The sequence below is a fragment of the Solibacillus sp. FSL W8-0474 genome (assembly GCF_038004065.1).
Classification (GTDB): Bacteria; Bacillota; Bacilli; order Bacillales_A; family Planococcaceae; genus Solibacillus; species Solibacillus faecavium.
On sequence record NZ_JBBOQJ010000001.1, the window covers coordinates 1,591,688 to 1,604,321 of the forward strand.

General features: G+C 39.5%; 14 protein-coding genes. All 14 read left to right on the forward strand.

Translation table 11 applies throughout. The features are described from left to right. Positions 1-7 precede the first annotated feature (7 nt). The 14 genes from NYE67_RS07780 (at position 8) to NYE67_RS07845 (ending at position 12,629) form a co-directional block, all read left to right on the forward strand. Positions 8-1,369: an acetyl-CoA carboxylase biotin carboxylase subunit gene (locus tag NYE67_RS07780; RefSeq protein ID WP_340729651.1), complete on the forward strand. Its 1,362-nt coding sequence runs from the start codon at positions 8-10 to the stop codon at positions 1,367-1,369. A gap of 92 nt (positions 1,370-1,461) precedes the next feature. Continuing rightward, on the forward strand, positions 1,462-1,674 hold the full coding sequence (locus tag NYE67_RS07785; RefSeq protein WP_340729652.1) for an acetyl-CoA carboxylase biotin carboxyl carrier protein subunit: 213 nt from the start codon (positions 1,462-1,464) through the stop codon (positions 1,672-1,674). Between the two features lie 13 nt (positions 1,675-1,687). Further along, entirely contained in the window at positions 1,688-2,608 is a 921-nt protein-coding gene (locus NYE67_RS07790) for a hydroxymethylglutaryl-CoA lyase (protein ID WP_340729653.1), read from the forward strand. Further along, the gene (locus NYE67_RS07795; protein WP_340729654.1) at positions 2,593-3,372 is read left to right on the forward strand and encodes an enoyl-CoA hydratase; all 780 of its coding nucleotides are present in this window, start codon (positions 2,593-2,595) and stop codon (positions 3,370-3,372) included. The genes NYE67_RS07790 and NYE67_RS07795 overlap by 16 nt, the downstream gene beginning before the upstream one ends. Before the next feature lie 16 nt (positions 3,373-3,388). Then, on the forward strand, positions 3,389-4,927 hold the full coding sequence (locus NYE67_RS07800; protein WP_340729655.1) for an acyl-CoA carboxylase subunit beta: 1,539 nt from the start codon (positions 3,389-3,391) through the stop codon (positions 4,925-4,927). Between the two features lie 185 nt (positions 4,928-5,112). After that, a complete protein-coding gene (locus NYE67_RS07805; RefSeq protein WP_340729656.1) occupies positions 5,113-5,220 on the forward strand; it encodes an ATP-binding protein in 108 nt (35 codons plus the stop codon). Positions 5,221-5,410: 190 nt separating this feature from the next. Continuing rightward, a complete protein-coding gene (locus NYE67_RS07810; protein WP_340729657.1) occupies positions 5,411-6,133 on the forward strand; it encodes a DUF4085 family protein in 723 nt (240 codons plus the stop codon). Positions 6,134-6,298: 165 nt separating this feature from the next. Then, positions 6,299-6,541 (forward strand): hypothetical protein, encoded by a 243-nt coding sequence (locus NYE67_RS07815; RefSeq protein ID WP_340729658.1) that lies wholly within the window; start codon positions 6,299-6,301, stop codon positions 6,539-6,541. 233 nt (positions 6,542-6,774) lie between these two features. Beyond that, positions 6,775-7,203, forward strand: coding sequence for a helix-turn-helix transcriptional regulator (locus NYE67_RS07820; protein WP_340727669.1), 429 nt, complete (start codon positions 6,775-6,777; stop codon positions 7,201-7,203). A 2-nt stretch (positions 7,204-7,205) separates the two neighbouring features. Then, positions 7,206-7,937, forward strand: coding sequence for an ABC transporter ATP-binding protein (locus NYE67_RS07825; protein ID WP_445683008.1), 732 nt, complete (start codon positions 7,206-7,208; stop codon positions 7,935-7,937). Next, positions 7,937-8,668 carry an ABC transporter permease gene (locus NYE67_RS07830; protein WP_340727671.1) on the forward strand — a complete coding sequence of 244 codons (732 nt, stop codon included), beginning with the start codon at positions 7,937-7,939 and terminating at the stop codon, positions 8,666-8,668. The genes NYE67_RS07825 and NYE67_RS07830 overlap by 1 nt, the downstream gene beginning before the upstream one ends. A 251-nt stretch (positions 8,669-8,919) precedes the next feature. Then, complete coding sequence (locus NYE67_RS07835) at positions 8,920-10,611, forward strand: FAD-dependent oxidoreductase (RefSeq protein ID WP_340727672.1); 1,692 nt, start codon at positions 8,920-8,922, stop codon at positions 10,609-10,611. Between the two features lie 37 nt (positions 10,612-10,648). Then, positions 10,649-11,695, forward strand: coding sequence for a TlpA family protein disulfide reductase (locus tag NYE67_RS07840; protein ID WP_340727673.1), 1,047 nt, complete (start codon positions 10,649-10,651; stop codon positions 11,693-11,695). Positions 11,696-11,990: 295 nt separating this feature from the next. Beyond that, positions 11,991-12,629 (forward strand): nitrous oxide reductase accessory protein NosL, encoded by a 639-nt coding sequence (locus NYE67_RS07845; protein WP_340727674.1) that lies wholly within the window; start codon positions 11,991-11,993, stop codon positions 12,627-12,629. Positions 12,630-12,634 lie beyond the last annotated feature (5 nt).

Here is a 12,634-nt window from a genome sequence, read left to right on the forward strand (position 1 = left end):
TGAAATTATGTTCAAAAAGGTACTCATTGCCAATCGAGGCGAAATCGCGCGCCGCATTATCAGAACGTGTAAACGATTAGACATCGAAACGGTGGCAATTTATTCGGAGGCTGATGCGAACAGTCTGCATGTTAAAGAGGCAACAGAAAGCTTCTGCATCGGTAAACCACCAGTAACACAAAGCTATTTAAATATAGATTCCATTTTAGATGTGGCAAAGCAAACAGGTGCTGATGCCATTCATCCAGGCTACGGCTTATTATCTGAAAATGCAACATTTGCCAAACGTGTAGAAGAGGCAGGATTAACGTTTATTGGACCAAAATTTGAGGTCATTCAGGCAATGGGCAGCAAAATAGAGGCACGAAAAACGATGCAGCAAGCTGGAGTGCCAATTGTGCAGGGGGTTAATGAACCAATCGCTGATACAGAGGCAGCTGCAAAAATTGCAGAGGAAATTGGGTATCCGGTCATGTTAAAAGCGTCTGCAGGTGGCGGTGGAATCGGTATGCAGTTGGTCAACAATGAACAGGAGCTGCGTAAAGCATTCGAAGGAAATCAAAAACGTGCGCAAAGCTTCTTTGGTGACGGGACTATGTTCATCGAAAAATTCATTGCAGAACCCCATCATATTGAAGTGCAGGTGCTAGCTGATGCATTTGGCAACGTTATTCCCGTCTATGAGCGTGAATGTTCTATACAGCGTCGCAATCAGAAAGTGGTAGAGGAAGCTCCTTCTCCGTTCATATCAGAAGAAACACGTAAGAAAATGCTCGATGCCGCAGTGGATGCAGCCAAACATATCGGCTACACAAATGCGGGCACGATTGAGTTTTTAGTGGACAGTGACCAAAACTTCTACTTCCTTGAGATGAATACCCGCCTACAGGTGGAACATCCGGTAACAGAAGAGATAACAGGACTGGATCTTGTTGAGCAACAGTTGAAGATGGCTAATGGTGAAAAGCTTGCCTTTACAAGAGAGGATATTCAGCAAAAAGGGCATGCGATTGAGGTGCGTATTTATGCGGAGCATCCTGTGACATTCTTCCCGTCACCAGGAAAAATTACGAAACTAGTATTACCAGAAGGAGAAGGAATTCGACATGAAGTAGCTGTCGAAACAGGAAATGATGTAACTCCTTTTTATGATCCGATGATTGGAAAGCTCATTGTGTTTGGTACAACACGTGAGGAAGCGTGTGCAAAGTTAGCCGATGCATTGCGCAATTATGTAGTGGAAGGTATTCAAACAAACATACCGATGCTGATTGAAACCGTCACACATGAGCAATTCTTAGCAGGTAGCACCACAACTAAATTTGTAGAGGAATACTATTTACCAAAAACAACAGCAGTCGGTAAATAAGAAGAGAAGAGGCGCAAAAGATTGAACTTTGGCGAGATTTTATCTACTGCGTGCCACTTCTCTACAATCTATCTTAAATGGAGGAATAATATATGACAATAGTAAAAGCGAGTATGGCAGGTACAGTATGGAAGATTTTGGTGAAAGAAGGCGAACAAGTAACAGCTGGTCAAGATGTTGTTATTTTGGAATCTATGAAAATGGAGATTCCCATTGCAGCAGAAGAAGCAGGGACAGTGAAACGAATTATGGCTGCTGAAGGCGATTTTATCGATGAAGCAAACGATTTAGTTGAAATCGGATAAGGGAGTGTATTCTATGCAACTGCCGAAACAAGTGCAAATAAAAGAAGTAGGACCACGCGACGGGTTACAAAATGAAACGACTTTTATACCGACGGAAGAGAAAATCCAGCTCATTAATCGTTTAAGCGAGTCCGGGCTCAATTATATCGAAGTCACGAGTTTCGTACATCCGAAATGGATTCCACAGTTGGCAGACGCTGTAGAGGTGCTAAAAGAAATTAAGCGAAATAACGCTATTACGTATGCTGCACTTGTGCCGAACAGTAAAGGACTAGTACGAGCACTCGATGTTGATGTCGATGAAGTGAGTATTTTCATGTCAGCGAGTGAGGGCCATAACAAATCGAATATAAACAAATCCATTGATGACACATTTCCTATATTAAAGGAAGTTGTGGATGGTGCACTAGCAGCAGGCAAGACCGTACGAGGATATATCTCTACGGTCATTGCATGCCCCTATGACGGCTATACAAAACCGGAGCAGGTCGTATATGTGGCAGAAAAATTGTTTGATATGGGCATATCAGAACTATCGCTTGGAGATACGACAGGTGTGGGTGTACCGACACAGGTAGATGCGCTACTTCATGAAATGCTGCGTCACTTCAAAGCTGAAAATCTGGCGATGCATTTTCATGACACGCGTGGCACAGCTATCGCGAATGTCATGACAAGTCTGGCACATGGGATTACGAAATTTGATAGTGCAATTGGTGGGCTTGGCGGATGTCCGTATGCTAAAGGTGCATCGGGCAATGTAGCGACCGAGGATTTATTGTATTTCTTGCATGAGATGGGCATCAAAACAGGTGTCAGCTTGGAAAAAGTCCAGCAAACAGCCCTTTATGTCGAAGGATTAATCGGCAAAAAACTATCTTCAAAGCTAGCTGCTATAGCACGAGAGGAGGGGAAATCATGCCAAATTTCGTAAAAGTAGAGGTGCAGGACGGGGTAGCAGTGCTCACGTTTATGAGGGCAGAGGCAGCTAATGCGCTATCTGTTCAAATGTTACATGAAATCAACGAGGCACTAGAAGCAATTCACGATGATCGTTCTATCCGTGTCGTTATTGTTACTGGGGACGGAGAAAAGGCCTTCTGTGCTGGAGCTGACCTAAAGGAACGTAAAGGGATGAATGAGGGAGAAACTCGAAAAACCATTGCACTAATTGGAAAGACGATGAATCATTTTGAAGCGCTCGCTCAACCAGTTATCGCTGCTATTAATGGTGTAGCATTTGGAGGAGGTCTGGAGCTTGCACTTGCATGTGATATTCGTATAGCTAGCAATACGGCAAAAATGGGCTTAACTGAAACAGCACTTGGCATCATTCCAGGAGCAGGTGGGACACAGCGTCTTCCTCGTCTAATTGGTATAGGAAAGGCAAAAGAGCTAATTTACACTGCCCGCCGTCTATCAGCGGAGGAAGCGTATCAGTACGGGATGATCGAGCATATTGTACAGCCAGAAAGATTGCTTGAACAGGCAAAGGAGCTTGCGTACGAAATTGCTAAAAATGCACCACTTTCACTCATACAGGCAAAAACGGCGATTAATCAAGGAATGCAGACAGATATTTCTACCGGACTCCAAATCGAATCATTGGCATATAGCCGATTACTGCAAACGGAAGACCGGCTAGAAGGATTGAAGGCTTTCCAAGAAAAACGGCCACCAGTTTACAGTGGCAAATAAAAGGAGGATGGAAGAAATGACAAAATTGACAGTTGAAAACAAACACCAAGAAATGAAGAATACTGTGTTAAAGGGCGGTCATGAAAAGTATCATGAAAAAAATCAGGAACAGGGGAAATTATTCGTTCGAGAGCGTTTGGAGCTCCTCTTTGATGAAGGGTTACAGGCAGAGGATGGAACGTTTGCTAATGTACTTGCAGGTGACCTCCCTGCAGACGGCGTTGTCACAGGTATCGGGAAAATTCATGGACGAACTGTATGTGTAATGGCAAATGACTCAACAGTAAAAGCAGGCTCTTGGGGAAAGCTAACGGTTGAGAAAATTATCCGTATCCAGGAGACGGCTGAAAAGCTTAACGTTCCACTACTTTATTTAGTTGATTCATCTGGTGCCCGTATTACGGATCAACTGGAGATGTTCCCCGGACGCCGAGGAGCAGGTCGCATCTTTTATAATCAGGTAAAATTATCTGGCCGTATCCCGCAAATTTGTCTATTATTCGGACCTTCAGCAGCAGGTGGCGCGTATATTCCTGCTTTCTGTGATGTTGTAGTTATGGTGGAAGGGAATGCTTCCATGTACTTAGGCTCACCGCGTATGGCGGAGATGGTAATCGGGGAAAAGGTCGACCTTGAAACGATGGGTGGGGCAAAAATGCACTGTTCAGTTTCAGGCTGTGGTGATGTACTGGCGAAAACAGAGGAAGAGGCAATTGCCTACGCAAGACAATACATCAGCTACTTCCCAGATAACTTTAAAAACAAGCCGAATGTGGAAGAGCCAAAACTGCCAAAAACGTTTGAAAAGTCGATTGAGGAAATTATCCCAGCTAACCAAAATGCACCGTTCAATATGTACGATTTAATTGACCGTATTATTGACGAAGGCTCATTCTGTGAGGTGAAAAAGCTATTTGCTGCTGAAATCATTACAGGTTTTGCGCGTATAAATGGCCAATCTGTCGGCATTATCGCCAATCAACCGCGGGTTAAAGGTGGCGTGTTATTCCATGATTCAGCAGATAAGGCAGCAAAATTCATCAGTCTATGTGATGCGTTCCACATTCCGTTAATTTTCCTAGCAGACGTTCCTGGATTTATGATAGGAACAAATGTAGAGAAGATGGGGATTATACGCCATGGCGCGAAAATGATTTATGCGATGAGTGAGGCGTCAGTACCGAAAATTACGGTTATTGTCCGCAAGGCCTATGGTGCGGGACTTTATGCAATGGCAGGCCCAGCATTTGAGCCAGATGTATGCATTGCATTAACAGGTGCACAAATCGCTGTAATGGGACCGGAAGCAGCTATCAATGCAGTCTATGCAAATAAAATCGCTGCCTTACCAAAAGAAGAGCAAGCCGCATTTATCGATCAGAAGCGAGAAGAGTATCAGGAGGAAATCGATGTGTATCGTCTGGCATCGGAGCTAATCATTGATGAAGTGATTGAAGCGAACAAACTGCGCAACACACTAGAAATTCGTCTCGATGCATACAAATCAAAAGAACTGACATTCACAGAACGCAAGCATGGTGTCAGTCCAGTATAATCCTATAACAGAACAAAAAAGGGCTAGCTTCGCTTGTTAATAGCAATGTTAGCCTTTTGTATTTTTAAAAATTAAGAAAAAACAAATTACCTTATATTAACTAAAATATCGCCTGTTTTCGTATACAATTCAATTGGAGTTTGACCTTCACCCCAAATGGCACTACTTAACTGTTCGTTATAAATATGGCGATTACAAAAAGCTTGTTCGAAGCACATAGAGGAACGGTTGAAGTAGAAAGCGAACAAGGTGAGGGGACAAGATTTACAGTATCTTTACCTGTGACTTGCTAAAATAAATAATTAATATTAAAACGTTGGTTTACATTCCGGGACCGATGTTTTTCCCCGGGCAAGGCTCCAGCTAACTAAATTGTGTCTATAACGGCAGGGACAAATTAGTGGATCTTCCGCGGGTCGGTGCTCCAGCGGTTACTCGTCGCAAAATAAATTTTGCTGTTTTCTAAGAAAGCTGAGGTTTATAATGAAATATTTTACTAAAGATTGGTTCGAGTTATGTCAAAAAATAAGTTTCCACCTTAATTTAGTGGAGGATCAGAAGGCTGAAGTATTTTCAGAAGAATACTTTCAACAGGTTTACCATAATGAATTAATGGATTGGCTTACTTTACGAGAAGAAATGTATACAATCGATTTTAATAAAGAAGAGACAACCGAAGAATTTCATAACGCCTTTATCGTAAATCAAATGATTTTAAAAAAGCGGTTACCAGCAACGATTTTAGAACAAATAGCTGATTTAAGAGTTTTTGCTTTATATAAAGCATCTCGTATGGTCATAAATACTGTAACGGAATATTGTGAGGAAAATGAAAGGTCAGTAAAAGCAATTGGTGAGAGATATAGAAGCTATTATAAAGAAGCATTGGCTTCATTTGATAAAGAAATTGTTGAGAATTTTCGATTCCATGATTGTAACGTTATAAAATCAATTCAAAATGATACAAATTTAACATTAATTTTAAATAATTCAGGTGGTTTTACAGATGTAGATGAGGTAACCTTTGAAAATTTCGATCTAATAAAACAAGATGGTTTATTAGAAAATACGTGGTGGTTGTATGAGGAAGTTTATAAGGTTAATAATCGATACGAATTTCATGCATTACTTGAAAATAGAGAGAATGAGTTAATTGAATTTATTATCTCAGCGGATCGAGTGTCCTTTAATCGTAAGGATTCTTAGTAGAACAAAATTTTTCAACACTCAGGCGCGATTCTTCAATAAGAAGATCGCGTTTTTCCATTATAGCGCCATTATCTGACTAAAAGTTGTAGGGTATTTGGATATTATTGTTAAAAAGGGTATTAAGAAAAGAAGGGCAGGAGATTTTAGAAGGGAGTTGGACAGTTGAAAAAAAACTTTAGTGCATCGGAGAAGATACGAGCTATATTTGCTTTAGTTGCTTTCGCATTGGCAATAATAGCATTTGTTTTTGAAGGTTATTCTTGGTTACTCGAAATAGTATTTATCTTAATAGCGGTAAATCTTTTGATAATGGGCTTTTGTCAATTGACATCTAACAAGAAGTCTTTGTTTGCTTACTTTTCAATTGTAGCTGGAGTAATAATAATAATTTTACAGATAAATTAATAATTGAGGGCATTATCAAAGTAACTGAGAAAGTAACTGAGAACTTTGTTATTTTCAGTATTTTGTAATATAGCACCATAGTATTGAATAACACCCCTTTAGAAAATTGCCAAAGCGTCATTCCTTTATGCATAGCTCTTTAATTTTGCCACGAATTATAACATCCATGTCATGTAACATAGGTAGATTATTGATATAATGTGCCTATAATAATACATAGAGGTGTAGTTAATATGATTAATATGAATTTGAAAATGTTACGTTTACAGCATAAATTGACACAGGAACAGGTAGCTCTTGAATTAAATGTTTCTCGCCAAGTCATTGCTAAATGGGAAAAAGGAGACTCTGTACCTGATTTAAATTTCAGTATGGCCCTCGCTAAATTTTACAATGTCACATTAGATAATTTAGTCAATTATAAAGATGACACAACGTCAATAGCGCTTCCTCCAAAGGGAAAGCATTTTTTCGGTATAACAAAAGTAAGCGAACGTGGACAAATTGTCATTCCTAAAAAGGCACGTGAAATATTTCAGATTAAATCTGGTGATTCCCTCGTCATTTTAGGTGATGAAGAACGAGGGCTAGCTATTGTCCCTAAGGAGATGCTCCAACAGTTTATGAATATGGTAAATGATCCATTTGATCAGGAGGAATGAAATTGACTAATGCAATTGAGATTCAGCAATTATCCAAACAATATAAAACGAAAGTAGCCTTACACCCGTTGACACTCTCCATACCAGAAGGACAGTTATTTGGTTTACTTGGTGTCAATGGTGCAGGTAAAACAACTTTAATCAAAATTCTTACAGGTCTTCTAAAACCCTCTTCTGGAAACGCGCTTATACTAGGCCATTCTCTTTCTAAAGAAGATTCAGCTATCCATTCAATAATCGCTGTCTCACCTCAAGAAACTGCAATTGCTCCAAACTTAACGGTACGTGAAAATTTGCTCTTAATGGCGCGTATTCACGGTTTTTCAAAATTACAAGCTACAGCTAAAGTAGATGAGATGATTGCACAATTTTCACTCGAACCTTTCGAAAAACAACGAGGAAAGACCTTATCTGGTGGATGGCAACGTAAACTGAGCATCGCAATGGCCTTAATTTTAGAACCACGTATATTATTTTTAGACGAACCCACACTTGGACTGGATATTATTAGTAGACATGAGCTCTGGACGATGATAAAGAAACTAAAAAGCTCTACAACGATAATATTAACCACACACTATTTAGAAGAAGCCGAAGAACTTTGCGATCGGATATGCATCTTAAAAGACGGTTATATGAAGGCAGTTGGTACAGTAGATGAACTCATAGATCAATCGAAGCAACCTAACTTTGAACGTGCGTTTGTCCATTTTGTCACTGGAGGTGAATCATAATGCGGTCCTATATATTTGCTGGTCGTGTTACAAAAGAAGTTTTACGTGACCCGATTTCTCTCTTTTTCGGTATTGTGTTTCCCATTATTTTATTACTACTTCTGAATACGATTAACCGGAATGTACCAGAAAATTTATTTAGCATCGAAGTACTCACACCTGGTATAGCCGTATTTAGTTTATCTTTTATTGCACTATTTGCAGCACAAACGTTATCAAAGGATCGCACAAGTGCCTATTTAGCACGGTTACTTACAACACCGATGACCGCAACCGATTTTATTCTCGGATATTCCATTCCGCTTGCAGCAATCGCTTTTATACAAAGTATTATTTGTTTCATTACAGCCTATTTTATGGGCTTTACCATTACACTACACATCTTGCTCGCATTAATCAGCCTTCTATTCGCATCTTTTATCTTCATAGGAATTGGTTTAATATGCGGGATTTTACTAAGTGAAAAGGCAGCAGTAGGGTTATGTGGAGCACTATTAACAAACTTAACAGCATTGTTATCTGGCGCCTGGTTTGATTTAAGTCTAATTGGTGGTACATTTGAAAAAATTGCCTACATCCTTCCATTTGTCCATATCGTTGACTTGGTAAGGGCGCTTTTGGCAAACGATTATAGTGCCACATTACCTCATCTTTACATTGTCATTGTCTATACGGTTATTATTTACGGATTAGCCATTTTCTTTTTCCGTCGACAAACAATTAAAGATTAATCTATCTATTCTATCATTATTAAAAACTTACATGTTCCTGCTAAGCATCTAATTAAATTTAAAAAAATTTGGACGATCGACAATCAACTTGTCGGTCGTCTTTTTATTTAGGTGTGTGATTGGAACATCTATTAAAAAGCTACAAGTAAGGTAATATTAGTCACTAAAAAAATTGACATTATACCTATAGGGGTATATTATATAAAGAAGAAGAAAAAAATATTTTTTTGTAATTTATGGGAGGGTTCAAGATGAAAAAAGTAGTCATTATTGGTGGGGTTGCAGGCGGTGCTTCTGCAGCAGCAAGAATTCGTCGTTTAGACGAGCAAGCAGAAATTGTGATGTTTGAAAAAGGACCACACGTATCATTTTCGAATTGTTCATTACCGTTTTATTTAAGTGGAGTTGTTGCAGATAGCAAGAAGCTGTTAATGATGACACCGGATTCATTTGAAGCTAAGCATAACATTGATGCGCGTATTAATAGTGAGGTTATTGCCATTAATCGTGAGGACAAGACGGTGACAGTAAAAAATACCGTTACAGGCGAACGAACAACAGAAAGCTACGATCAATTAGTGTTATCTCCGGGTGCGAGTCCAATCGTACCGAAATTGCCGGGTAACGACTTGCCTCATGTATTTACCGTAAGAAATGTTGTGGATATTGAGCGTTTACATAATGCAATTGTAGAAAATGACGCCCAAAACATTGCGGTAATTGGTGGAGGCTTTATCGGAGTTGAAGTAGCGGAAAATCTACGTTTAGCAGGCAGAAATGTATCGCTTGTCGAATTTGCACCACAAATTTTAACACCATTTGATGACGACATGGCGCAAATTTTACACAAAGAAATGGTTGATCAAGGTGTCGAGTTAATCGTCGGTGATGGCTTAGCAGAAATTACGCCGAATTTGATTAAGTTAAATTCAGGTAAAGAAGTCGCTGCTGACATTGTCGTTTTAGCAATTGGTGTACGCCCGGAAACTACTTTAGCGACAGAAGCAGGCTTAGAAATTGGAGAAACGGGTGCAATTAAAGTTAATCAAAATTACCAAACAAGCGACCCGGATATTTATGCAGTTGGCGATGCCATCGAGGTGTATCACCGTCTGATGAACAAACAAACGCGTTTAGCGCTCGCTGGTCCTGCTCAACGTCAGGCTCGTGCGGTAGCAGATCATATGTACGGAATTCCGGTCTTGAATAAAGGTGTCATCGGATCATCAAGCATTCAAGTTTTTGACTATGCAGCAGCGTCTACGGGATTAAATGAGCGTACTGCAAAGGAAATGGGTTTATTAGTGGAGGCCGTGTATATTATTGCACCGGATAAAGTCGGTTTAATGCCTTCAAGTAACCCCCTTCATTTCAAGTTAGTTTATGAGTTGCCTACGGGTCGCATTGTCGGCGCGCAAGCAATCGGAAAAGGCAATGCAGATAAGCGAATTGATGTTATTGCGACATTGATTACAATGAACGGGACAATTGAAGACTTAAAAGAATTGGAGCTTTCGTATTCGCCTATGTTTAGTACAGCAAAAGACGTTGTGAATTTAGCTGCATTAGTAGCAACAAATTTAATGGCTGGTCGTTTCAAGCAAGTGCGTGTGAGCGATGTACGCCGTTTAGTAGAAGAAGGTGCTTTTATTGTCGATGTGCGTGAAGCAAATGAGTTTGCGCAAGGGGCGTTAAAAGGGGCTGTAAACATTCCACTGAGCGAATTACGTGGGCGTATGGAGGAAATTCCGACAGATGTTCCTGTTTATGTACATTGCCGTTCATCACAGCGTAGCTATAATGCGGTGATGGCACTCAATAATAGTGGCTATACAAATGTAGCGAATATCTCGGGTTCATTTTTAGGTATTTCCTTATATGAATACTATCAAGATCAAGTGAACAATCGTGAACCAATTGTCACGGCTTATAATTTTAAGTAACGTTTTGGGAGCTCTGCGATTGGAAAGGACATAAAAAATGACATATTTAACATTGGGACAAGTGAATATTCCGATCGCATGGCTCGCATTGATCATTGCCATCCTTTATAGCGATTTTCGTAGTCGCCATTCGGATGGAGCAACAACTAAACTAATTGAACATTTGCTTTATACTTATATTTTCATTTGGAAGTTCAGTTATATTCTTTTTTCAAGCTCAGATTTCTTTCAGGCACCATTATCACTAATTTATTTTGATGGTGGTTTAAAAGGCCATCTGTTAGCACTGGCAGTTGTTGCTTTCCTATTGTATAGAAAACGGGAATTGTTTGATTGGGAAGTTGGCTGGATGTATTGGGTAAGACTTGTCGCCGTTTATCAGCTTATTTTTTACAGTTTTCAGGAACAGTGGTTTGTTGCAGGTATGTGGATTTTTACCCTTATTTTAATTGAACGAATAAAAAGTCAGCATGTGTTGCTCGTTCAATTTTTCCTGCTCATGTGGTTAGACGGCTTTATTTCTAGCTTTACGCTTTTTCATGTCGCCGTATTACTAACAGTTTATTTTAGAACGAAGCATACTCAATATATAGCAGGTGCAGGACTTTTAAGCTTAGTTGCAATCATGTTAATGGATGTTGAAGAAAACATAAGGGCAACGACCCGTGCAGCAATTGATTTACCAGCTACGACGGGTGAACAATATCGTCTGTCTGAACAGGAACAATCTTTAACGGTTGTTAATTTCTTTGCAACGTGGTGCCCGCCATGTAAAGCAGAGATGCCCCATTTGCAAAGTTTTGCTGAAAACTTGCCTAAGGGTGTTGCTTTACTCGGTATCAATTTAACAGCACGTGACAACGGTGAAGAAGAACTCGCAGATTTTATGGAAACTTACAACGTGACATATCCAATCTTAAGGGATGAAGATGATGCAGTAGGAAAAGCTTTCCAAGTAAAATCCATTCCTACAACGGTAGTGCTCAATGCACAGGGTGAAGAGCTTGAACGGATTGTGGGACCAGTAAGTGAAGAACGATTACGCCAATTAATCAGAAAGTATCAACCATTATTGAGTGAATAACTGATGTCGATTGTATAAGCTCACACCAATCTATCATTCGAAAAGAAATTTCAATTGGCTATCATGAAAGATCTCGCGAAATAAAGGTAGATAAATATATTAATATAACAAACAAAAAATCCCATAAATAAAAGCCGCGAAATTTAGCGGCTTTTATTTATGGGATTTTTTATACCTGTATGGGTATTATAAAAATTTCACAATTAGCACAAAATATTGTGATTACTTTGTCAAATATAATATTCTAACCAAGTGTTATCATAGGAAGCGAAATAAAAATAATGGAGTGATGTACGTGATTAAAAAGATATTATTAGCAGGAACTATCACAATGTTACTAACAGCTTGCAACCAAACTGAAGAGAACAATGAGTCAACAGTTTCCAATCAGGAATCCGCACAGCAGCAGGATGTTGAACAAATCGCCGAGAAGGATTGGACGCAGGATGCACGTTTGCAAGAGCCTACAGAAGATACAGTATGCGTCATGTGTAATATGAAAGTTTATACAAAAGATCATGAAATGGGCGTCTTCTCAGCTCAGGCGATTAAAGAGGACGGCTCCATTGCATTTTATGATGATATCGGTTGTTTACTGAATGCTGAGTTTGCCAACGTAGAAGTAAATGAAAAATTTGTACGTGATTACAAAACATTAAATTGGTTTAATGTAGAGCAAGCATATATTGTGAAAACAAAGTTAAAATCACCGATGAACTGGGGTTATATTTTCTTTAAATATGAAGATGATGCAAAAACGTATATGGATGAGAATGAAGGATCGGAATTGACATCCTATACAAAAGTACGTCAACAAGCTTTGGAGCGCCGTAAAGCAAAAATGAAAGCGGGAGAGAATGTGGATAAACATGATCCTGAAGACGGTCATGTGCATCATGAAGGGGAAGAAAAACAGCACAATGCTGGTGATTAATGAGC

What these genes read in the sequence shown, in the direction of transcription:
- NYE67_RS07780 (WP_340729651.1), top strand. Translation starts at nt 8, where the DNA reads ATGTTCAAAAAGGTACTCATTGCCAATCGAGGCGAAATCGCGCGCCGC.
- NYE67_RS07785 (WP_340729652.1), top strand. Translation starts at nt 1,462, where the DNA reads ATGACAATAGTAAAAGCGAGTATGGCAGGTACAGTATGGAAGATTTTG.
- NYE67_RS07790 (WP_340729653.1), top strand. Translation starts at nt 1,688, where the DNA reads ATGCAACTGCCGAAACAAGTGCAAATAAAAGAAGTAGGACCACGCGAC.
- NYE67_RS07795 (WP_340729654.1), top strand. Translation starts at nt 2,593, where the DNA reads ATGCCAAATTTCGTAAAAGTAGAGGTGCAGGACGGGGTAGCAGTGCTC.
- NYE67_RS07800 (WP_340729655.1), top strand. Translation starts at nt 3,389, where the DNA reads ATGACAAAATTGACAGTTGAAAACAAACACCAAGAAATGAAGAATACT.
- NYE67_RS07805 (WP_340729656.1), top strand. Translation starts at nt 5,113, where the DNA reads ATGGCGATTACAAAAAGCTTGTTCGAAGCACATAGAGGAACGGTTGAA.
- NYE67_RS07810 (WP_340729657.1), top strand. Translation starts at nt 5,411, where the DNA reads ATGAAATATTTTACTAAAGATTGGTTCGAGTTATGTCAAAAAATAAGT.
- NYE67_RS07820 (WP_340727669.1), top strand. Translation starts at nt 6,775, where the DNA reads ATGATTAATATGAATTTGAAAATGTTACGTTTACAGCATAAATTGACA.
- NYE67_RS07830 (WP_340727671.1), top strand. Translation starts at nt 7,937, where the DNA reads ATGCGGTCCTATATATTTGCTGGTCGTGTTACAAAAGAAGTTTTACGT.
- NYE67_RS07835 (WP_340727672.1), top strand. Translation starts at nt 8,920, where the DNA reads ATGAAAAAAGTAGTCATTATTGGTGGGGTTGCAGGCGGTGCTTCTGCA.
- NYE67_RS07840 (WP_340727673.1), top strand. Translation starts at nt 10,649, where the DNA reads ATGACATATTTAACATTGGGACAAGTGAATATTCCGATCGCATGGCTC.